A 22759-nucleotide genomic window follows, 5' to 3' on the forward strand; every position below is an offset into this window, starting at 1 on the left:
AAAAAACCAGTAGCTTTGAACCTAAACTGAGCCAAATTATTGTTTGTTTTAAAATAGTTTTGTTAAAAATTTGGGCAGTTTATACTATATGGCTTTGATCTTTTTACATCAAAGGGCAAAAATACTTTAGTAGTTATTAATTCAAAACAATGGCTCATCAGAAAAAAAAGGTGGAGAGAAACAATTCTAAAAAACGCTATAGTAGAATCGCTATTGTCTTGTACAGACTTTTAATACTTATCTCTTTGGCAGTTCTTATCGCTGGAATAATTGGGATTTATTCGATGGGCTAACAAAGTTTTTACCCTGGCAAGAAGTAACTATACTTTCATTATATCTGCCTCTTTTACCTGAAATATAGCGTCTACCTTATCTGTGTACTTATTGGTCATTTCTTGGATGTCTATCTCTGCATTTTTTTCCCAATCCTCAGAAACACCAATTCCCTTAATTTCTTTATTGGCATCCTGCCTGGCACTACGAATACTAATTTTCGCTTCTTCTGCTTCTGTTTTAGCTTGCTTAACCAACTGCTTTCTCCTCTCTTCGGTCAATGGAGGGACATTTATAATTATCATTTCCCCATTGTTCATTGGATTAAATCCTAGATTGGCATTCATTATGGCTGTTTCAATTTCCGAAAGCATACTCTTCTCCCATGGCTGCACAGAAAGTGTTCTTCCGTCAGGAGTATTAATATTGGATACTTGTGATAAGGGAGACTGAGATCCATAGTAGTCTACCATTACAGAGGACAGCATGGAAGGGCTTGCCTTTCCGGCTCTAATTTTCACTAAAGCTTTTTCTAAATGCACAATTGCATTGTCCATACTTTCTTGTGCTGCTTCGAGAATAAATTTAATTTCTTCGTTCATAACCTAAAATGAATTACGTATAGATTTTCATAAAATTTTATAGATCCACTACCGTACCTATATTTTCTCCTGATACGATTTTTAGTAGATTCCCCTTTTTATTCATATCAAAAACTACGATCGGTAAATTATTTTCCTGACTAAGTGTAAATGCGGTGGTGTCCATTACCTTTAATCCTTTGGTCAGGACTTCGTTAAAACTGAGTGTATCGAATTTTGTTGCGGTTTTATCTTTTTCAGGATCACTAGTGTAGATGCCATCCACCCGAGTTCCTTTTAATATCACATCAGCCTCAATTTCAATCGCTCTTAGTACTGCCGCCGAATCCGTAGTGAAATAAGGATTTCCAGTGCCTCCACCAAAAATAACTACTCTCCCCTTTTCTAAATGCCTCATCGCCCGTCTGCGAATAAATGGTTCGGCCACTTCATTTATTTTAATAGCAGACTGTAATCTAGTCTGTACACCTTTGTCTTCCAAGGCACTTTGCAATGCGAGACCGTTAATTACAGTGGCTAACATTCCCATATGATCTCCCTGAACTCTATCCATTCCTTTATTGGCGGCGGCCAAACCTCGAAAAATATTACCTCCCCCTATAACAATTGCCAATTCCACACCTAAATCTACTGCTTCTTTGATCTCTTCAGCATATTCCGAGAGCCTTTTTGCATCAATTCCGTAATTCTGTTGCCCCATAAGGGCCTCTCCACTTAGTTTTAGTAGAATTCTTTTGTATTGCATATTATGTTTTCCAGATTCGCAAACAAAAATAATCAAAAATATTTATGGCAACTGTTCGTTAATAAGTTTAATGTCATGACATTCGATTTAAATTTTCGTTGTGTTTCATATGATTTGGTCCTTAAGAATAAGTTGCCTCTATATGTATTATAAAAAGTGGATTTACATTTTCTCTTTCCTGCCTATTGTTTTTAGTTGCGGAACTTCACAGTCTATTAATCAGAATAGCAAAGAAGAAATCCGGGCAGAGATAGATCTCATAAATATTCAGGAAGACAGAGTTCAAGTAACTATTGATCCAGAAGTGTTTAGTTCTTCAAGTACAACTTTTTATCTTCCTAAGATAGTCCCGGGCACTTATAGCTTGGATAATTATGGGCAAAATATTGAAGATTTGAAGGTCTACGACTATCAAGGTAATGAGCTGCCGGTTATTCATAGAAATACAAATGAATGGTTTATAGAAGATGCCAAAAATTTAGATAAAGTAAGGTATTATGTAAACGATACTTACGATACGGAGACACAGAAAAAAGAACCAATTTTTTCTCCGGCTGGCACAAATATTTCTGAAGGCAAGAATTTTATTTTAAATCTTCACGGTTTCGTTGGTTATTTTAAAGACCTATTAGAAAGCCCTTACGTGTTACAAATTTATGCTCCGGAAAACCTCAAACCAGTAACATCTTTAAATATTAGTCCGAACGTTTCAAAAGAAGGTGTGGACATCTTTTACGCTAAGCGTTATTTTGATGTTATTGACAATCCAATCATGTATTCGGAGCTTAATACCGCTTCTTTTATGGTCGATGGTATTGAAATCACCATTGCAGTGTACTCGCCAAATGGGGTATATGTGGCAGAAGATTTAAGGCCCAGTATTGAAAAAATGATGCGTGCTCAAAAGAGTTTTCTTGGTGAAATTAATTCCACACCTGCTTATACTATTTTGCTCTATTTATCCGCTGTTAATGAAGATGATGCTATTGGATTTGGCGCCTTAGAGCACCATACTTCCACGGTAGCCGTATTACCGGAGCAAATGAATAAAAAAGACTTGGAAGAAACCATGATCGACCTGATCTCACATGAGTTTTTTCATATAGTCACTCCCCTGAATGTGCACTCAAGAGAGATTCAATACTTTAATTTTAACTATCCAAAAATGTCCAAACATTTGTGGATGTATGAAGGTACCACGGAATATTTTGCAAACCTGTTTCAAATACAACAGGGTATTATAGATGAGCAAGACTTTTTGCTAAGAATGTCGCAAAAAATAGATAATTCCAGTATGTATAACGATAGTTTGTCTTTTACTTCTATGAGTTCTAATGTCTTAGTTGAACCAAATAAGTCGAACTACGCTAACGTATATGAAAAAGGAGCTCTAATTAGTATGTGTCTTGATATTCTTTTGCGAGACTTAAGTGATGGTGAGCGGGGAGTCTTGTGGTTAATGAAAGAACTAAGCTTCAAATACAATCAGAATATTCCCTTCGACGATGATAAAATTATTGAAGAAATCATTTCCATGACCTATCCGGAGATAGGCAACTTTTTTGAAGAACATATTGTTGGTGATACCCCTATAGATTATGATGAAGTATTAAAAAAGGTAGGGCTTCATGTAGAGGTTAAGACGCCGGAAACAGCCTATTTTTTTTATGGACAAGAACCATTTATTGACGTACGTCCTGATAGTCAGAATTCAATTTTTGTTCGCAAAGGAATTCCATTAAACTCTTTTTGGATAAACCTAGGGGTGAAGGGAGGAGATACTTTAGTTAGCATAGATGGAGTTTCCATATCCTTAGAAACAATTGGGTCGGTTATTAGAGAAAGTTTTGCATGGAAACCCACCAGGAATATTACTATGCGTGTAAAACGTGGTGAAAATGAAATTACCTTACAAGGAGTGGTAGGGACTCCCGTAATGAACAGTACAGAAATTATACCCTCCACAAATAGCAGTGAGGCGGAACAAAACCTAAAACATCGTTGGTTAAAAGATTGATAGGCTTCCAATTCTAAGGAAGTCTAGAAGGTAATAGAAAAAAAAATCCCCTCCTTTAACAAAAGAGGGGATCAAGTATATTATCTTAAAAAGATTAACCTAAGGCTACTCTCTCGAAACCTACTACTTCTAATTGACCGTCTACAGACTTTACATACTGTGCAACACTTTGTTTGCTATCCTTAATGAAAGCTTGGTTTACTAGCGTATTGTCTTTAAAAAATCTTTTTAATTTTCCTTTTGCAATATTGTCCAACATTGCTTCCGGCTTGCCTTCTTGTCTTAATTGATCTTTTGCAATTTCAATTTCTTTATCAATTACAGTCTGGTCAACTCCGGCTTCATCTAAGGCAACTGGGTTCATCGCTGCCGCCTGCATGGCAACGTCTTTTGCTGCTACAGCAGCGCCTTCAACTGCATTAGACAAACCAACTAAAGTTGCAATCTTATTTCCTGCATGTATATAAGATCCAACAAATGGAGCTTTAAGTCTTTTAAAGCCACCTATTTCTATTTTCTCACCAATAACACCTGTCTGTTCTGTTAACTTTTCTTGAACGGTAACCCCATTAAAGGCCGAAGCTAGAAAGTCTTCTTTTGAATCAAAAGACAAGGCTAAATCTGCTAGCTCATTAGCCAGACTAACAAAACTGTCGTTTTTTGCAACAAAATCAGTTTCACAATTAAGAGAAATAATTACGCCTTCTGTTTTATCTTCACTTACTTTAGCAATTGCAGCACCCTCAGAGGAATCACGATCGGCTCTCTTGGCAGCTACTTTCTGACCTTTCTTTCTAAGAATTTCAATTGCCTTATCAAAGTCACCTTCAGCTTCAACCAAGGCATTTTTGCAGTCCATCATTCCTGCACCTGTGGTTTTTCTTAATTTATTTACGTCTGCAGCGGTAATCTTTACCATTTTGATATTGTTTTGTGGAAGCCTTTATTTAGGGTTTCCGTTGTGAATTAATTTTAATTTTCTGTTATTCAACACCACCTTTTACCTTCTCTTGCCATTCTTTAAGCTCTTCCCATTTTCCATCGGCGGCCATTTGCGACTGTTTTGGCCAGCTACCTGGATCAAGATGTGCCATACGTGAACTGGCTTCTGTCAAAATTTCTTTGATCTTTTCAGCTTCCGACTTCGCAAGACTTGCATAAGTGTCTATTCCGGCCGCTACCAAGGCTTCCGCAGCCTTAGGTCCAACTCCTTCAATTTTAGTTAAATCGTCCGCTGTAGAAGTTTCTTCTGTGGTTTCTTTAGCAACAACAGCAGCCTCTTCTTTTGGCTTAGCTGTTTCGGTCTTAGCAACCTCTTCCTTTTGTGCAGGAGCTGCCACTTTCTTTTCTTCTTTTTTAGAATCTTCTGAAGAGGAACCTTCTTTTGCTGCTATCTTTTCGGATTTTCTTTCTTCTAATCCTTGAGCAATGGCATTGGTTACTTCCGTAAGAATAACATCAATAGATTTTGATGCATCGTCATTAGAAGGAATTACATAATTTATTGGGCGTGGATCTGAATTGGTATCCACCATAGCAAAAATTGGAATATTTAGCTTTTGGGCTTCTTTTACTGCAATGTGCTCTCTCATTGTATCAACAATAAATAGTGCGCCCGGCAAACGAGTCATATCTGAAATAGAGCCTAAGTTTTTTTCCAATTTTGCACGTAGTCTGTCTACCTGTAATCTTTCTTTCTTGGAAAGTGTATTGAATGTACCGTCTTTTTTCATACGGTCAATAGAGGCCATTTTTTTAACAGCTTTCCGAATGGTAACAAAGTTTGTTAACATACCACCTGGCCATCTTTCCGTAATATAAGGCATATTAACATTTGAAACCTTCTCCGAAACAATATCCTTCGCTTGCTTTTTCGTTGCTACGAATAATATTTTCCTGCCAGATGCAGCAATTTTAGACAGAGCTTCATTTGCTTCATCTAATTTTGCAACAGTTTTGTAAAGGTTAATAACATGTATTCCATTGCGCTCCATGTAGATATAAGGAGCCATGTTTGGATTCCATTTTCTGGTTAAGTGTCCAAAGTGAACACCTGCTTCTAATAAATCTTTAACTTCAGCTTTTTTAGCCATTTTAATACTTAGTTTACGTTCTTTTTGAATTAGCAATAAGAAAGTGGTATTCCACTAGGGAAAGCCTTCCTTATTTAGATGCTAAACTAAATTCGACTCCTGTATATAATTTTATGACAGAGTCTTTAATTGCCTCTACTAAAAGAGACTTTCAATGAACTTTGGTTAATAATGCCGGCAAATAACCGGTAAATAATTTTATCTTTTAGAGAACTGGAATTTCTTACGGGCTTTCTTCTGTCCGAATTTCTTACGTTCTACCATTCTCGGATCTCTAGTAAGTAATCCTTCAGGTTTTAAGACTTCTCTGTTTTCGGCTTCAATCTCGCACAATCCTCTCGAAAGGGCAAGACGAACAGCTTCTGCCTGCCCGGTAATACCACCTCCGTATACATTTACCTTAACATCATAATCCCCATCGGTATTGGTCAATGTAAAAGGCTGTTTAACCTTGTATTGAAGTGTGTCTGTAGAAAAGTAATCTTCTAAAGCTCTTTTGTTTACAGTGATGTTACCTTTTCCTTTGGAGATATAAACTCTTGCAACAGCTGTTTTTCTTCTACCTATTTTATGAATAATTTCCATTTATTTTAGGTCGTTTAAGTTAATAGTCTTTGGTTTTTGTGCTTCCTGGTCGTGTGTTGGACCTGTATAAACCCTTAAGTTTCGAAACAATTCTGCCCCTAGTCGGTTCTTTGGCAACATTCCCTTAACTGCCTTCTCTACAAGGGCAGAGGGGTTTTTAGCCAACAGTTCTTCTGCGGTAGTAGATCGTTGGCCCCCTGGATAACCAGTATATCTCAAATAGGTCTTATCCTGCCATTTGTTTCCACTAAGCTGGATTTTCTCCGCATTTATGATTACGACATTATCTCCGCAATCTACATGAGGAGTAAAATCAGTTTTATATTTTCCTCTTAATATTTTTGCAACTTTAGAGGCCATTCTACCAAGGGTTTGACCATCGGCATCTACCAGTAACCATTGCTTTTCAACGGTATTTCTATTGGCAGACTTTGTCTTGTAGCTTAATGTATCCACTACTATAGGTTTTTATAATTAAACACTTCAATCCCGTTTAACGGGCTGCAAATGTACAACTATTAAGTTGAAAAGCAAATGGTTGTTTCTCAATTTTTTTAATTTTTTACAGTCTTAGCTAGCACATTTTAAGGACCTAAGGCTAAACCCAAGAAAATGTTACTTATAGTTTTAAAACTAGAACTAGAAATTCTTCTTCAATTTCTACTATTTTTTAGCCAGTCCATTACTTCTGTCTCCATAATAAAATTAACTTTTTTACGTTTTCACCTAAGATTAACCAATAACAAACCCATTCTAATGAAAACCTATTTATTTACCATGTTCGTGGCTTGTACTTTAATGTTTTCCTGTTCATCAGATAAAGAGGATCCTGCTCTTTCTGAAGATAACTTAATAGGAAGCTGGGAACTCACTGCTTTAGAGATTGATGAGGCTGCCGCAAGTGACGATGAAAAAAACGCCAGTGACATCTTAGATTTCTTAGCTGCTATTGATTGTTCCTTGATAACCCTGACCTTTAATGAGGATCTATCTGTTATAACGGAGAATTCCGGTAACTATCTTGAGATTAATGTGAACTCTGCTGGAACCGGTTTAGACGTTCCCTGCCCTACCAGCAAAGATACAAGTGTAGACAACTACACCTTTGATGGGGAAGTTTTGACTTATATTGACAAAGATTTACAAGAGACTAAAGTTAGCGTAAGTTTTTCGGGAAATACAATGCGCATCAGTGCTACAGACTTAGATTTCGCCAACTTCAATGACGGGGGTGTTTTGGTGTTTACCAAAAGATAGCACTAATAACTACATATTTACAGAAAAAACCTCACCATACGGTGAGGTTTTATTGTTTTTGCTTTTAACTAGAATAAAAGGTTGTATATTTAAAATAACTATAATAGCCCTATGCTCCAAAGCCTAAAGTTTTCATGGAAATCTTCTTTACTTAGTCTATTATTTATACTCTTGTCGGCTTGTATAGATCCGGTACCACCTGAATTTCAGATTAAATTGGGTCTGATTTATGTCGATGCCTTAGCTTCTACTTCACCTGGTGCTTCTTATATAAACATCTATAAAACGGTAGAAGAATTTGGGATTAATAAGAATATATTTGAACAAGGTGCCAGTGTTGTTCTGGTCAATGAAACTACAAACGCTGAAGTGATTTGTACTGAATTTAAGGAGGCCTATTTGCCTCCTGCAGATTTTTCTGCAAATGTTGGAGAGACCTGGTCTTTGCGAATTGTACTGGCAGATGGTAAGGAGATTTTGTCGGAGACCGAGACCATTGTACCATCTGTGCCTATTACGGATGCAAAGGTAACCTACAATCCGGAATTAGTATTTAGCGATTCGTTTAACGATTTCGTTCCGGGACACAAAATATCGGTCACGTTTGATGACCCTGCAAATGAAGAGAATTATTATTACTGGCGATATAAATCTTTTGAAAAACTCACTAATTGCGAAATTTGCTTTGCCGGGTATTTTAGAGATGATGGATGTGTAAATGCTACCCAGGCCGAACTGCCGATTATTATGCCTTATTATACTTATGTGTGTGAATCTGATTGTTGGCAAATCAGATTCAGTCAAAATATTGAGATCTTTTCAGATGAGTTTACAGATGGTCTAACGACTACAGACTTAGATATAGCGGATATTTTACTTTATACCAAAAAGAATATACTCGTTGAAGTACAGCAGTTTTCGCTTACTCCTTCCGCTTATTCTTATTTTAAAACCTTACAGGATATAGTTGATAATAGTGGAAGTTTTAACGCTCCAATACCAGCGGCTTTGGTGGGAAACTTATTTAATCCTAACGACAGTGAAGAATTTGTACTAGGAAGGTTTACCGCAGCATCTACTAGAACGCAAAGTGTTTTTATAGAAAGGTTGTTTATTGATGAGCCACCATTGGAGGAATTTGTTCCGGGTATTTATGAAGAGTTTGGCGGTGGTACACCAGAACCATTTCAGACAATGGCACCCTGTGAAGAAGGCACATTTAGAACCGGAATTGAACCAGCAGACTGGCCGTAGTTTTCAGGCTTTACATTTTGCCTTAACACCAGACCATCATCTGTTAAATGGGAAGTTTATTAAAAAATTTGAGTATCATTTATGTTGAGAGATTTACTTAGGGGTTTGGGAGTATTTTGCTTTGTAGGTCTCGGCTTTGTATACGGACAGGCCGAAGAATATCTCCTGCGGTTTGAAGTCTTGGCAGAAGAAACAGGCCTGCCCTTGGAAAATGCCCAAATTTATATTACCCCTTGCGAATGTGGAGGGGTTACAAATTCTGATGGGAATCTGGCTATGATGTTACCAGTAGGAGACTATCAGATTAGTACCATATATATAGGTTTCAAGACCGATATAAAAAATATTTCCCTTACTCAAAATACGGTCTTAAAAATAAATTTGTCCGAAGAGAATGAACAACTTTCTGAAGTTGTTGTAGAGGCCAAAAGACTTGTTGAGACTTTGGAAACTCCTCAGATGGGTGTCTTGCAAGTTACTTCTAAAGAGATTAAAAAAATTCCCGTTGCCCTTGGTGAAATGGATGTACTTCGCAGTATTACCTTATTGCCAGGGGTTAATAATGCAGGGGAAATTAGTAATGGAATTTCCGTTAGGGGAGGTTCTTTAGATCAGAACCTTATTTTATACGACTATGCCCCGGTTTATAATCCAACCCATTTGTTTGGTTTGTTTTCTGTATTTACCCCCGATGTTGTTTCTACAGTAGACTTATACCGTGCTAATATTCCAGCCAGATATGGGGGGAGGACAACTTCCGTATTAGACGTTAAGGTTAAAAATCCCTATGTAGATAAACTAAAACTCTCTGGGGGAATTGGACTTGTTTCTAGCCGCTTGGCAATTGAGACTCCAATAATCAAGGACAAACTTATGGTAAACGCAGCAGGAAGAATAGGGTTCACTGATTTCCTATTGCCAATTGTTTCCAAACGCTTGAAAGATACCAAGGCCAATTTTTATGATGCAACTGTAAAATTACTTTATTTACCAACTAGGAGTGATCAAATTTCGTTTACAGGCTTTATCAGCAAGGATTTTTACCAGCTAGACCTCATTACCCAGGTGGAAAATATAAACGCCTCAAGTAATCAGTACGATTTTAGAACATTAAATGGAACGCTTAATTGGACGCATTCCTTTAAGAATGATTTTAACTTGAGAACCTTACTTATAAGCACTAATTATACCCCAAAGACGCTTTTTCCGGAAGTAGACAATTCAAATAAAATAACTTTTTCATCCCAAATAAAATACTTGAGTTTTATATCCGAACTTTCCAAAAGAGTAGATGAAAAACTGGATTATTATGGGGGGGTTCAAATTAATCGGTACACTATTGATCCCGGTCTATTAGATCCTGGTTCCGGCAATAGTATTAACCCTGTAGATTTGGAGGACGAAACAAGCTATGAGTTTTCTGGTTTCGGTAACGTTAATTATAATCCATGGGAAAAATTCTTTCTGTCGGCCGGACTTCGATTAAACCACTTTGTTTTTGTTGGGCCGTATACCCAAGCTACTTTTGATGAGAATAGCGGGGCGGTAATCGATACCAAAATTTTTGGCAAAGGAGATGCTGTGAAAACATATAACAGTCTGGAACCAAGACTGGGTGCTACCTATCTCCTAGGCGATAAAACTTCCATAAAAGGGAGCTATGCCCGTCTCACTCAATTTCTTCAAAACATATATAATTCTACAACTCCTTTGCCTACCTCACGATGGAAAACTTCTGATCCAAATATTAAGCCGCAAACCAGCGATGCATTTGGTCTGGGCTTGTATCACAATTTTAACGAGGGCGCAATTGAAATGAGTATAGAAGGCTACTATAGGATTTCTGAGAATAATCTTACCTATAAACCGGGGGCAGACTTCTTCCTGGAAGAGTTTATTGAAAGAGATGTGGTACAAGGCGAAGGAAAGGCTTATGGAGTTGAAATTGGATTTCGAAAACCCAAAGGGAGAATTAACGGTTGGTTTAATTATACCCTTTCCAGAAGTTTATTGCGTTCGAATAATGAAAAACTTGCTGATAGAGTAAATAATAACCAGTGGTATCCTTCCGATTTTGACCGGCCTCATGTATTTAATAGCACGGTAAATTTTGAAGGTAATAAAAACCACATAGTAAGCCTCAACTTTACGGCGCAGAGTGGCAGACCCTATACAGTTGCAAATAATGTATTTCCTCTTGAAGGAATAAATATTCCAATCTTCTTGGAACGCAATAACGCAAGGCTAAGAACGTATCATCGCTTAGATTTTTCTTGGACTATCAAGTATCACGAAAGACAAAGAAGCCGGTGGTTGGGAGATTGGACGTTTACGATTTATAATGTATACGCCAGACGAAATCCATTTAACCTCTATTATGGACAAAGAAATGGCGGGGAGGATGGCGATGTTTTTGGGGATAGTCCGTTAGGAAGTTACGAACTATCGGTTCTGAATAGCCCACTTTTTTCCGTGACCTATAATTTTGTCTTTCAATAAACAAAGCAAGAATAAGAACTAAAGCACTAAAATTAATGAGCCTCCAACCAGTTTTGCCCAACACCCATATCTACAACAAGTGGAACTTTTAATTCATAAGCATTTTCCATTTCTGTTTTAATTAGCTTTTTTAATTCTTCCAGTTCTGGTTTAAAAACATCAAAAACAAGTTCATCATGAACTTGAAGTAACATCTTTGTCTTATAACTACCTACCGCTAGCTTCTCATGTATATTTATCATAGCTATTTTGATAATGTCGGCAGCACTTCCCTGAATTGGAGCATTAACTGCATTTCTTTCTGCAGCGCCCCGCACTACGGCATTTCCAGCGTTAATATCTTTTAAATAACGCCTCCTGCCCAAAACGGTTTCTACATATCCATTTTCTCTGGCAAAATTTATTTGCTCTCCTATATAGGTTTTAAGTTTTGGATATGTTTCGTAATAAGTATCTATTAATTCTTTTGCCTCCGTTCGGTTTAGATCGGTCTGATTGCTGAGCCCAAATGCAGAAACCCCATATATAATTCCAAAATTTACGGTTTTAGCATTTCCTCTCTGCGCACGAGTAACCTCATCCAAAGCCACCTTAAATACTTTTGAGGCAGTCGATGTATGAATATCTTCGCCATTTTTAAAAGCATCTATCATAGTAGTCTCTTCACTTAATGAAGCGATTATCCGTAGTTCAATTTGTGAATAATCCGCTGCGAGTAATACATAGTCCTTGTTTCTAGGTATAAAGGCCTTGCGAATTTCTCTGCCGCGTTCCGTTCGGATAGGGATATTTTGCAGGTTAGGATTATTACTACTCAGTCTTCCCGTAGCTGCAACCGTTTGCATATAATCTGTATGCACTCTTCCTGTTTTTTGGTCTACTTGGGCTGGTAGCGCATCTACATAAGTGTTTTTAAGCTTGGTGAGTCCTCTAAATTCCAAAACACTTTTTATTATATCGTGTTCTTTGGCAAGGTAAGACAGTACGTCCTCTGCAGTTGAATATTGCCCTGTCTTTGTTTTCTTTGGTTTTGCGACAAGCTTTAGTTTATCAAAAAGTATTTCTCCTAATTGTTTTGGAGAAGCAATGTTAAATTCTTCTCCAGCTTCTTTGTAAATTTTACTCTCTAGATTCCTAATGTCATTTTCCAGATGTGTCGAGAGGTCTTGAAGGAAACCCTTATCTAAATTAATTCCTTCTAATTCCATTGCAGCTAAAACTTTTAAAAGAGGAATCTCAATGTCTTGAAACAAAATTTGCGTATGCGCCTCATTTAGTTCCTTGGTAAAATGTTCTGCAAGTTGAAAAGTAATGTCGGCATCTTCTACCGCATATTCGGTCTGCTTGTCTATGGCAACCTCTCGCATGCTTAGCTGATTTTTACCTTTTTTTCCTATAAGTTCGGTAATGGAAATAGGGGTGTAGTTTAGGTATGTTTCGGAGAGGACATCCATATTGTGCCGCATATCCGGATTAATTAAATAATGAGCCAGCATTGTATCAAAAAGCTTCCCTTTTACCGTTACTTTATACTTATCTAAAACTTTGATGTCGTATTTAAGATTTTGCCCAATTTTACCTATATTCTCTGCTTCAAAAAAGGGTCGAAGTTCCTCTATAAGTATTTGGGCTTCTTCTCTTTTCTCTGGAAAAGGAATGTAGAATCCCTTTGCAGCTTCCCAAGAGAATGCTATGCCCACGAGTTCGGCTTCTAAGGAGTTGAGAGAAGTGGTCTCAGTATCAAAACACACTTGTTTCTGGAGCATGAGTTTTTGCAGAAAAAGTTTTAAGCCCATTCCAGCATTAACCGTTTGATATACATGTGGCACATCTTTAATGGTTTTTCTACTGGTAAATTCTTTAAGGGTAGCAGAAGAATTTCCATCATTACCAAATAAAGAAAATTGCCCACCTCCCGCTAAGTCCGATTTCGGACTTACTTTTTTAGCTGGTGTTTCTTCTTGTTGAACTGCCTTAGTATCCACGGAGAACAATTTTAGAAATTGATCTTTTAACCTTCTAAATTCTAATTCTTCAAATATTTCCTGAACCTTGTCTCCATCCGGAACAGAGAGTTCGTAATCTTTAGCATCGAAGGTAACATCGCAGCTAATGCAAATGGTTGCTAATTTTTTAGAAAGTATTCCTAATTCGGCATTTTCAATTACTTTTTCCTTCATCTTGCCTTTTAGCTTATCTGTATTGGCCAAAAGACCTTCAAGCGAGCCGTATTCTGCAATAAACTTTTTTGCAGTTTTATCTCCGACCCCTGGAAGCCCGGGGATGTTGTCACTTGCATCTCCCATCATCCCTAAATAATCTATGACCTGATCAGGTGTTTCCACTCCAAAACGGCTTTGGATTTCGGGTATGCCCCATATTTCTATGCCATTACCCATTCTGGCAGGCTTGTACATAAATATATTTTCAGAAACCAATTGCCCAAAATCTTTATCTGGGGTAACCATGTACACCTTATAACCCTCTTTTTCTGCCTGCTTTGCTAGGGTGCCAATTATATCATCTGCTTCCAGCCCTGAAACTTCAATTACTGGGATATGCATTGCCTTGAGAATATCCTGAATAAATGGGACCGCTACCTTAATTCCATCCGGTGTTTCATCTCGATTGGCCTTGTAATCTGCGTACAATTCTGTCCGCTCTGCACTGCCATCCTTATCAAAACAAACAGCTAAATGATCTGGCTTTTCTCGTCTAATAACATCAAATAGAGAGTTCATAAACCCCATAATGGCTGAGGTATCCATGCCTTTTGAATTTATCCTTGGATTTTTAATAAAGGCGTAATACCCTCTAAAAATTAGAGCATATGCATCTAATAAAAAAAGTCTTTTCTGATCGGCCATAACTTTAGTTTTGTAGAATATCAAAACTACAAAGTTTATGTTGTCTAAACGAAAATTTTAAACTCAAAAAGTCCTAGCCAGTTAAAAACGAAGCCATTTTTTAACTAGGTGTTTTCATGATTGGTCCGCCCTAAACAAAAAGACTGTAAATTAAAGGGCACACAAAAAAGTTTATGACGAATTATGAAGTTCTTGTTCAGAGGTTCTTTAATTTTAATGTTTTAAAAAGATCAAATGATAGTAGAAGTTTGCGCGAACTCTATTGAATCTGCCTTAAATGCTCAAAATGCAGGAGCAGATCGGATTGAGCTCTGTATGGAATTGGGTGTGGGAGGGGTAACACCTTCTTATGGACTAATAAAACAGGTTTTAGAGGACCTGAACATTCCGGTTCATGTGCTTATACGCCCCAGAAGCGGAGATTTTACTTATTCCAATAAGGAATTCCAGATTATGCAAGACGATATAATGCAGTGCCTGGATTTGGGAGTCACAGGAATAGTTTCCGGGGTGCTGACGCATCAGTTTAAAATTGATCTAAAACGAACTGCCTTGTTGGTAGAATTAACCAAGCCCAGGCATTTTACCTTTCACAGAGCTTTCGATTGGATTTCTGAACCTAAAAAGGCTATAAGAGAACTGCAAAATATTGGTGTAAATACAATTCTGACTTCGGGTCAGAAGGTTACCGCACTAGCTGGAATGGATGACTTAAAATCTTGGAATACCTATGCCACTCATTGCTCCATAATGCCAGGAAGTGGTGTTAATCTAAAAAATATTCAAATCTTTAAGGAGAATGGCTTTGACGCGATACATCTTTCTGGGTCTAAATGGAGAAAGACCCTGTCTTCTAAACCACCTATAACTATGAACAATGCCAAGTTTTTAAGTGATGATAGTATTGCCGTGTCAGATCTAGATCTTTTAAAAGAGGTTGTAGATATCGTTAAAAATGATTTAAACAGCTAAGCTCTATTTTTTTAAAGGATATATTTGTAAAAAAGGATCTATGGTTCGTTGGATAATATTCACTCTTATTTATGTTATATTAAGTTTTTATACCATTCAGGCCTTAAAGACAGCTTCTAGATTTCCATGGGTTTACTACCTGTTTATAGGAATTTCTCTGCTGGTATTATCTAATTTTATATTTCAATTTACTTGGGGAGACGATACAGGAAGAGTCTTAAACCGGCCTAAAAGTTATGCCTTTGGCTTTTTGATAGCTGTACTCACCTTTAACATTATTACCATATTCTTTTTGTTTTCAGAAGATATATTTCGGTTTATAAGCGGTTCTTATCAAAGATTTTTTGGTGGCTCCAAAGAATTTAGTTTGCCTGAACGAAGAAGATTTTTAAGTATTCTGGCTTTAGGGATTGCATCTGTTCCATTTGGGGCATTGCTCTATGGGATGTATAAGGGAAAATATGATTTTCGGGTTCTGAGATACGACATGGAGTTCGAAGACTTACCCTCTTCCTTTGATGGCTATCAAATAACACAGATTTCGGATGTCCATAGTGGCAGTTTTGATAATGAAGAAAAGATACGTTATGCAATTGATTTAATAAATAAGCAGAAAAGTAATATCCTTTTTTTTACCGGAGACATGGTTAATAATAAAGCAGAGGAAATGAGACCATGGACTGCTATTTTTTCAGAACTAAGGGCGGAGGATGGTAAGTATTCTATATTGGGGAATCACGACTATGGAGACTATATTAGTTGGAGGACGGAAGAAGAGAAGATGGCCAATTTGGACGAATTAAAAGAAATGCAAAGGGAAATGGGATTTGACTTGTTACTAAACGAAAGTAGGTATCTCAAAAAAGGAGGCGATAAGATAGCGTTGGTTGGGGTTGAAAATTGGGGAAGAGGCGGTTTTAAAAAGGCAGGAGATCTAAAAAAAGCAGCAAAAGCAATTGATAAAAATGATTTTAAAATATTATTAAGCCATGATCCTTCGCATTGGGAAGACGTCGTAATTCATGATGACTACCATTATCAACTTACACTAAGCGGACATACACATGGCATGCAATTTGGAATTGAGATTCCAGGATGGATAAAATGGAGCCCCGTGAAATGGCGATATAAATACTGGGCGGGTATCTATGAAGAGTTGGGGCAGTATATTAACGTAAACAGAGGGTTTGGTTTTATCGGTTACCCGGGGAGAGTAGGTATTTGGCCGGAAATAACAGTGATTACGCTTAAAAAGAAAGATTTAACGTGATTTTAACGATTCCTCGGCAGGCAAAAAAGCCTTCTCAAATTTTATTTTAACATTTTTTCATACATTTGGTTGGTAATCCAATGTGCTATATATGTCTAAATTTGGCGAACTAATCGATTTAAGCGTTCCGGTTTTACTTGACTTCTATGCGGAATGGAATGAACAGTCAACTTCTATGCATCCTGTTCTTAGAGATGTAGCCGCTGCTCTTGGCGATAAGGGAAAGGTTATAAAGATAGATGTGGATAAGAACAAAGAGTTATCGCAGGCTTTAAGAATAAAAGGTTTGCCCACCCTTATGATCTACAAAAAAGGAGAAATGGTATGGAGGCAAAGTGGCGAGCAAGATGCTAATACCCTTATAGGAATCTTAAACGAATACTTGTAGTATTCCTCTATTCCCGGAATCTTTAAAAAACCCTAATGGCAGAGAGTAATAGACCCTCTCAGGCTGATATCCAAATCTTCTATTCCACAGGAACCGTATCAGAATCAATAGTGCTATTAATTGTATTGCTGTCCTTTAAATCAGGATTGGTCTCCGGTACTTCTATAGCATCTTCTAGTCCATTATCCCGGTAGAAGTGACTAAACCGCTCTATATGCTCATTAAATAATAGGGTTTCTTTTTCTGCCATTTCTCTATCATCGTTGTCAATAAGGATATCAATGATTCTGCGATAGGCTTCCATGTCACCAATAATATCTTCTATATGGTCGTATTGTTCATCTAAAGGTATTCCAGAATAGTAGGTCAGACGATCTTGGTAAATGCTTTTTAATTTGGTGTAAAGATCTCTGGCTTCTTGAGTTTCTCCTACCTTGTAATAGCCATCTACAAAAGGTTCTACAAAAGCGTAGAACGAAAAATATTCTACTGGTAAATTAGTCATGGCAATACCGATGATGTCTTTTGCTTTTTCAATCTTATTTTCATTGATAAGCGCCTCCATTAATCTGGCTAGGTTACCTCTGTAGGCCAATCCCTGAGATCTGGTTTGCGGGTCATGATAAATCTTTGAACTACCTGAATTTCCCCAGTCCCATCCAGTCACTACATCATACATCAAGTCTGTATCTATTCTTCCCATTTCAAAAGGACTTCGATTTTCGGTTTTAATAGGAACCAATTTATAGGCTAACCCATCTAATTGTAAATAGTCCTTCATCCAAATGTACTCGGCCTTGTCAAAACTTCCTCCAGAAAAATATAAGGGTCGTTCCCAATTATTATTCGCTAACAAATCTAGCATCATAATACGGTTTTTGGGTAAGGCGCTTTTGGGCAGATCGATATCAATATAATCTACAATTAGTGCACTGTCTTTTTCCTTTACCAAACCACTTGCCAAAACATTTTCCTTGTTTACAGGGACTCTAATTTTATTGGTTGGGTAATAGACTAGATCTAAGGTGCTTTCCGAATATTCACTTAAATCTGCTCCCTGCTTTTCAAGAATATATTTAAATTTAGTTTGGGGTTTATTACTACCAACCCAATTCATAAAATCTTTAATGTTCCAGCGCTTTTCTTCTAGTCCGGGCAACCCCTGGTAGTAGATAACATCTCGATTCCCGTAACGATAGAGTTCGTGCGTAAGCTGGGATGGTATGGGATCACTTTTATACGCTTTACGCTTCATTTGATCTACATACCAATCCGTTGCGAAAAGGCTGGTGCATATAATTCGAACGTCGGTACGGTAATTCTCAATCTCTTGAGCATACCAAAGGGGAAAAGTATCATTGTCGCCAATAGTAAAGAGAATTGCTCCCACATCTTCCTGGCAGGTATCCAAATAGGCTTTAGCACTAGCTCTTGCTGTGTACCTGTTGGAACGGTCATGATCATCCCAGTTTTGAAAGGCCATTACCCCGGGCACCGCAAGAAGGCAAACCACGAGCACCAATGGAGCTAAAATTTTGGGTTTTAGTAGGCGTTTAAATTCTTCAAATAAACCGTAAACTCCAAGACCAATCCATATGGCAAAGACATAAAATGAACCAACTAAGGAGTAATCCCTTTCTCTTGGTTGAAAAATGGAAGGATTGGTATAAAACTGAATGGCTAATCCGGTAAAAACAAAGAACACAAAGAGCGCCCAAAATTGCTTGGGATCTTTAGTTAGCTGAAACACCAATCCAATTATTCCTAAAATTAACGGAAGGAAGAAATAGGTGTTTCGCCCTTTATTATCCAGCATATCTTTGGGTAAATTGTCTTGACTACCAAGTCTAAGACTATCGATAAACCCTATCCCGCTGAGCCATTCACCATTGCCATTATACCTGCCTTGTACGTCGTCTTGTTTCCCAACAAAGTTCCACATAAAATAGCGCCAATACATATAGCCAAATTGGAATTGTACCATGTATTTAATGTTTTCCCAGACCGTCGGAGGCTCTACTTCGATATAATCGCTGAACTGCCTTAAAAAACTAATATACTGACCCTCATCTATCTCGCCATTCGCAAGTCCAGAACGAACTTGAGCGACTGCTTTTCTGAGCTCTTCATTTGATGACTTCATTCGAAAACGCAAGGGGCCAAAATACTTCATATAGTTTTCAGCATTTTGGTCACTCCACATTCTTGGAAGTATGCCACGATGTTTCTCATTGGGCCCTTGCATGGCATTTTTATATTTATTTACAATGATATACTTCCCTAAAGTATGGTCTTGTTCGTACTTAGGTTTATCATCTTTCTCGGCTCCGGGCGGGGCAAAGGCATCGGAATAGTAGGTGCCGTAAATTGGACTATCAACTCCTGGGTACTGTTCTCTATTATAATAGGCCAGAAGAGCTCGGGCGTCTGCAGGATTATTCTCATTAACTACCACGTTGGCATTTGCCCTTATGGGAAGCATCAGCCAAGAGGAAAACCCTAAAAATAAAAACATAGCACATAATACTACTGTATTTGCAATCCTATAATCGTTTTTCTTGGTATAGCGAAGCCCGTAGTAAAACGCTCCAATAAAAATGAAAAGCATGATAACAGAACCTGAATTAAAAGGTAGTCCTACACTGTTAATAAAGAAAACTTCAGCCCAACCAAACAACTTTAGAACGTAGGTCAAAGAGAATTTATAAACCAACATTAGTATTGCCACAACTGAAATATTGGCTATAAGAAAGTTCTTTACTGTAGTAGTTTTATATTTCTTAAAATAATACAACAGGCCAATAGTGGGTATTGTCAAAAACCCCATAAACTGAATTCCAAAGGTAAGTCCCACTACAAAGGAAATAAGTATTATCCATTTATTTCCTCGTGGCTTGTCTAATTCATCTGTCCACTTTAAGCCTAGCCAGAGAAGCAGGGCCATAATAAAACTGGCCATTGCGTAAACTTCGGTTTCTACTGCATTAAACCAAAAACTATCCGAGAAGGTAAATGTTAGTGCTCCAACAATTCCACTTCCCAAAACGGCTATTGCAGTGCTCTCCGTCATTTTATCTTTTACCCCAATAAGTTTTCTTGTGAGATTGGTGATGGTCCAAAACATAAATAAAATGGTAAATGCACTTGAGACCCCGGATACGTAGTTCACCATTTTAGCAATCTGGTCCGCTTCAAAGGCGAACATAGCGAAAAAAGCTCCTATCATTTGTAGTAAAGGTGCTCCAGGAGGGTGGGCAACCTGCAGTTTAGCCGAAGTGGTAATATATTCCCCCGCATCCCAAAAACTACCGGTTGGTTCTACAGTGATAGTGTAAATTATAAGTGCTATAAAAAAAACAACCCATCCGAGGAGGGTGTCCCATTTCTCAAAATTCTTTGAAAACATGTATTCTGAAATTTATGAATTAGGGCGAATTTACTAATTAAAATAGATATGCAGAGATATTTTTATGAAACCTTAACAAGCTGCTTAACTTCTTTTTTTGACGATTGTATACAAAATATTTGTGCAAATAAAAGTTTGTCTTAAATTTGCAGGCTCTTAAGCGCTATTGGCCTATGGTGTAATTGGCAACACAGCTGGTTTTGGTCCAGTCGTTCTAGGTTCGAGTCCTAGTAGGCCAACTTCTAAAGTCCTATCTTCAAACGAAGCTGGGACTTTTTTTATAGAAGTCATAATAAAACACCTGCCTAATTTATAGTGTAGTTTTCCCTCTAATGGCGAAAAAAATATTTTAGGAAGTATATTTAAAATTCTCTATCTGGTTCGGCCTTTCATCCACCATAGTTTACAGAGCTTTTAAAACTGTACAATAACCTTCCTCTTAATCCGGCCTTGACGATATGATTATAAGTGCTTATTGGCAGTTTTTCAATAATTTCACGTGCCAATTTAACTTTTTTCCCAGGCCCTTTTAACCTAAATTGAGTTGCCTGAGTGGGACCATACATTAAATGGATCCAAAGTTTTGGGTTGGTAAAGAAATATTTCAGAAGTGGAGGAGAGCATCCTATTATTTTGGCCATTTCATTCATGTAATGGTGATAATCGATGAGACTCCTAATTCGTTGGGCGTTCTCTTCAAACTGCTTTTTATATTGGGTCATATCATCTTCAATGACCTTTTGCATCTCCACTTTATTAGGTAGTTTTAATTCTTTTGAGAATATGAGAGCACAGTATCGCGACTGCATCTCCATTATAGGAAACTGACTGCCAAAACCTGGTCTTGCCCAACCAATCCATGCTAGTCTATCACGGAAATCAGGATGAAAGATATGTTTGTACATCTGACGAGGATCGGTTGATTGAAGTTCCTCCGGCATAAATTTTGCTACATTTTTATATCCTGTACTAAATACAACCGCATCTATATTTTCAAGGCTTTGCCCACATGAGGATGTAAGTTTCCTTCCTCCATCTTCAACGCTGGTAATGTCGCCAACCACCTGGCAACCATGATTGGCTATTGCTTTGGGCAGGGAAAGTGTTTTTGTACCGTAAATGCCCCAAATACCATAAGATGCCTTCACTTTGTCATTGAGATCTGCTAAGGCGTCAAAAACAGGATCTTTTCTGCCACGCTCCAGTTTAAGGACAAAAGGACTTAATTTTTTACCATAATCCCTGGGAAGATCCCATATTCCACGATGTGTAGATACATCTGCGGCATGTCCACCCCGTTTACGAGGGACAATCCATCCGGTAGACTCCCTCAGACTTACCCAACACTTTTCGGCTACTTGTGATATTTCATAAGCAACATCCGACCCAGATTCCCCTCCCCCAACTACAAGTACTCTCTTGTTCTTAAAAGGATCTGCATTTTTGTATTCGCATGAATGGGAATAGGATACCTTAGATAACTGATCTCGCCATATCGGGTATTTTGGAATATTATTATTCCCAATTGCCACTACTAAGTGCTTACAATGTATTAATTCACCGGACTCTAATTCAATAGACCAGGATTTATCTTCGCGTATAGAAACCCCAATGACCTTAGAATTATATTGTATATGTTCGTTTACCTTAAAATGATTGGCATAATTGGTCCAGTAAGAAACTGCTTCCGATTTGGTCCAAAAGTTATGGTTATTGCCATCTCCCACCCAGAAATCAGAAAACATGCTAAATGTTATAGAAGAAGTAAGTAATAAATTATCATAACTTTTCGTAAAAACCCCTCCAAGATTGGCGGTCTGTTCCAAACAGAGTATATCATTAAACCCTTTCTCTAACAGCTCTTTTGTGGCCACAATACCACCAGGGCCTGCTCCGATAATAACACAACTAATCATGCTTTTTTTTGTTTTTTATTGGTCTTATTTCTGCTGCTTCACATAAATCTAGTAAATTTTTATCAAGTTTTGATAAGTACTCCGTCTGAGCCAAGAGCTGCTTGCCCAATTTATATGGCATCACTTCAATTAATTCCGAATAGGTAAACGAACTAGAAGGAGTTGATTTGTCACTAACCATAATTCTGGAAAATACAGCTATCCCTTCTTTTGGTTTACAGTTAAAATCAGTCCTTAAATAGGTGGGCAATTCAACTAGGAAAGAGCCAATATTTTTTTTATCAAAGTTTATTTTATAATCAAAAAGGGTTTTGCCTAACAAAGCGCCCTTGAGTATTTTATTATGAGCAGTTTTAAGGGGCTCGCCTTCAACTTCAAGGAATTTTACTACACCAAAGGTTCTTGAAATATCGTCTTCATCTCTAAGGTGTACTAATCTGAATTTTTCGTCCTGTTTGAATAAATCCAACCGTAAAGGACCATATACTTTTTCTAGAACGCAGGTATGAAGGTTTTCATATTCCATAAAAAATTCATTCTTCTTTTAAACCCCAAACTAACTTAAATTGGACCCAAGAATAAGATTTTTCAAGTTTAACCAAAATAAACCTAATA

The 22759-nt window shown here is 37.5% G+C and carries 18 protein-coding genes and 1 tRNA gene; 9 read left to right on the forward strand and 10 right to left on the reverse strand.

Annotated features, from left to right (window positions below):
• The first annotated feature begins 149 nt into the window (after positions 1-149).
• On the forward strand, positions 150-293 hold the full coding sequence (locus tag PXG98_RS05640) for a hypothetical protein (protein WP_276389472.1): 144 nt from the start codon (positions 150-152) through the stop codon (positions 291-293).
• A gap of 27 nt (positions 294-320) precedes the next feature.
• On the opposite strand, the gene frr is transcribed toward PXG98_RS05640, so the two are convergent.
• On the reverse strand, positions 321-875 hold the full coding sequence (gene frr / locus PXG98_RS05645; RefSeq protein WP_276389473.1) for a ribosome recycling factor: 555 nt from the start codon (positions 873-875) through the stop codon (positions 321-323).
• A 37-nt stretch (positions 876-912) separates the two neighbouring features.
• The gene (pyrH, locus tag PXG98_RS05650) at positions 913-1620 is read right to left on the reverse strand and encodes a UMP kinase (protein WP_276389475.1); all 708 of its coding nucleotides are present in this window, start codon (positions 1618-1620) and stop codon (positions 913-915) included.
• 142 nt (positions 1621-1762) lie between these two features.
• Here pyrH and PXG98_RS05655 point away from each other — a divergent pair, with 142 nt between their 5' ends.
• Entirely contained in the window at positions 1763-3637 is a 1875-nt protein-coding gene (locus PXG98_RS05655) for a M61 family metallopeptidase (RefSeq protein WP_276389476.1), read from the forward strand.
• A 94-nt stretch (positions 3638-3731) separates the two neighbouring features.
• On the opposite strand, the gene tsf is transcribed toward PXG98_RS05655, so the two are convergent.
• From tsf to rplM, 4 genes are all read right to left on the reverse strand, one after another.
• On the reverse strand, positions 3732-4556 hold the full coding sequence (gene tsf / locus PXG98_RS05660; protein ID WP_276389477.1) for a translation elongation factor Ts: 825 nt from the start codon (positions 4554-4556) through the stop codon (positions 3732-3734).
• A 64-nt stretch (positions 4557-4620) separates the two neighbouring features.
• Positions 4621-5730 (reverse strand): 30S ribosomal protein S2, encoded by a 1110-nt coding sequence (gene rpsB, locus PXG98_RS05665; RefSeq protein WP_276389478.1) that lies wholly within the window; start codon positions 5728-5730, stop codon positions 4621-4623.
• A 198-nt stretch (positions 5731-5928) separates the two neighbouring features.
• A complete protein-coding gene (rpsI, locus tag PXG98_RS05670) occupies positions 5929-6315 on the reverse strand; it encodes a 30S ribosomal protein S9 (protein ID WP_276389480.1) in 387 nt (128 codons plus the stop codon).
• Positions 6316-6771 (reverse strand): 50S ribosomal protein L13, encoded by a 456-nt coding sequence (gene rplM / locus PXG98_RS05675; protein WP_276389481.1) that lies wholly within the window; start codon positions 6769-6771, stop codon positions 6316-6318.
• A gap of 300 nt (positions 6772-7071) precedes the next feature.
• On the opposite strand from rplM, the gene PXG98_RS05680 reads away from it, so the two are divergent.
• From PXG98_RS05680 to PXG98_RS05690, 3 genes are all read left to right on the forward strand, one after another.
• Entirely contained in the window at positions 7072-7572 is a 501-nt protein-coding gene (locus PXG98_RS05680) for a DUF5004 domain-containing protein (RefSeq protein WP_276389482.1), read from the forward strand.
• A 111-nt stretch (positions 7573-7683) separates the two neighbouring features.
• On the forward strand, positions 7684-8826 hold the full coding sequence (locus PXG98_RS05685; RefSeq protein ID WP_276389484.1) for a DUF4249 domain-containing protein: 1143 nt from the start codon (positions 7684-7686) through the stop codon (positions 8824-8826).
• Positions 8827-8907: 81 nt separating this feature from the next.
• Positions 8908-11325, forward strand: a complete 2418-nt coding sequence (locus PXG98_RS05690; protein ID WP_276389485.1) for a TonB-dependent receptor — start codon at positions 8908-8910, stop codon at positions 11323-11325.
• A gap of 32 nt (positions 11326-11357) precedes the next feature.
• Here the strand turns inward: PXG98_RS05690 and polA are convergent, their stop codons facing one another.
• Positions 11358-14192, reverse strand: coding sequence for a DNA polymerase I (gene polA, locus PXG98_RS05695; RefSeq protein ID WP_276389486.1), 2835 nt, complete (start codon positions 14190-14192; stop codon positions 11358-11360).
• Positions 14193-14426: 234 nt separating this feature from the next.
• On the opposite strand from polA, the gene PXG98_RS05700 reads away from it, so the two are divergent.
• From PXG98_RS05700 to PXG98_RS05710, 3 genes are all read left to right on the forward strand, one after another.
• The gene (locus PXG98_RS05700) at positions 14427-15164 is read left to right on the forward strand and encodes a copper homeostasis protein CutC (RefSeq protein ID WP_276389487.1); all 738 of its coding nucleotides are present in this window, start codon (positions 14427-14429) and stop codon (positions 15162-15164) included.
• A 40-nt stretch (positions 15165-15204) separates the two neighbouring features.
• Positions 15205-16434 (forward strand): metallophosphoesterase, encoded by a 1230-nt coding sequence (locus PXG98_RS05705; RefSeq protein WP_276389489.1) that lies wholly within the window; start codon positions 15205-15207, stop codon positions 16432-16434.
• Between the two features lie 91 nt (positions 16435-16525).
• On the forward strand, positions 16526-16822 hold the full coding sequence (locus PXG98_RS05710; RefSeq protein WP_276389491.1) for a thioredoxin family protein: 297 nt from the start codon (positions 16526-16528) through the stop codon (positions 16820-16822).
• 79 nt (positions 16823-16901) lie between these two features.
• On the opposite strand, the gene PXG98_RS05715 is transcribed toward PXG98_RS05710, so the two are convergent.
• The gene (locus tag PXG98_RS05715; protein WP_276389492.1) at positions 16902-20228 is read right to left on the reverse strand and encodes a glycosyltransferase family 117 protein; all 3327 of its coding nucleotides are present in this window, start codon (positions 20226-20228) and stop codon (positions 16902-16904) included.
• Between the two features lie 167 nt (positions 20229-20395).
• On the opposite strand from PXG98_RS05715, the gene PXG98_RS05720 reads away from it, so the two are divergent.
• Positions 20396-20467: transfer RNA gene (locus tag PXG98_RS05720), tRNA-Gln, on the forward strand.
• Between the two features lie 150 nt (positions 20468-20617).
• On the opposite strand, the gene PXG98_RS05725 is transcribed toward PXG98_RS05720, so the two are convergent.
• Entirely contained in the window at positions 20618-22144 is a 1527-nt protein-coding gene (locus tag PXG98_RS05725; RefSeq protein WP_276389494.1) for a flavin-containing monooxygenase, read from the reverse strand.
• A complete protein-coding gene (locus PXG98_RS05730) occupies positions 22137-22670 on the reverse strand; it encodes a hypothetical protein (RefSeq protein ID WP_276389496.1) in 534 nt (177 codons plus the stop codon). Before PXG98_RS05730 ends, PXG98_RS05725 begins: the two co-directional genes overlap by 8 nt.
• Between the last annotated feature and the right edge of the window lie 89 nt (positions 22671-22759).

This window comes from Eudoraea chungangensis, assembly GCF_029360665.1.
GTDB lineage: Bacteria > Bacteroidota > Bacteroidia > Flavobacteriales > Flavobacteriaceae > Eudoraea > Eudoraea chungangensis.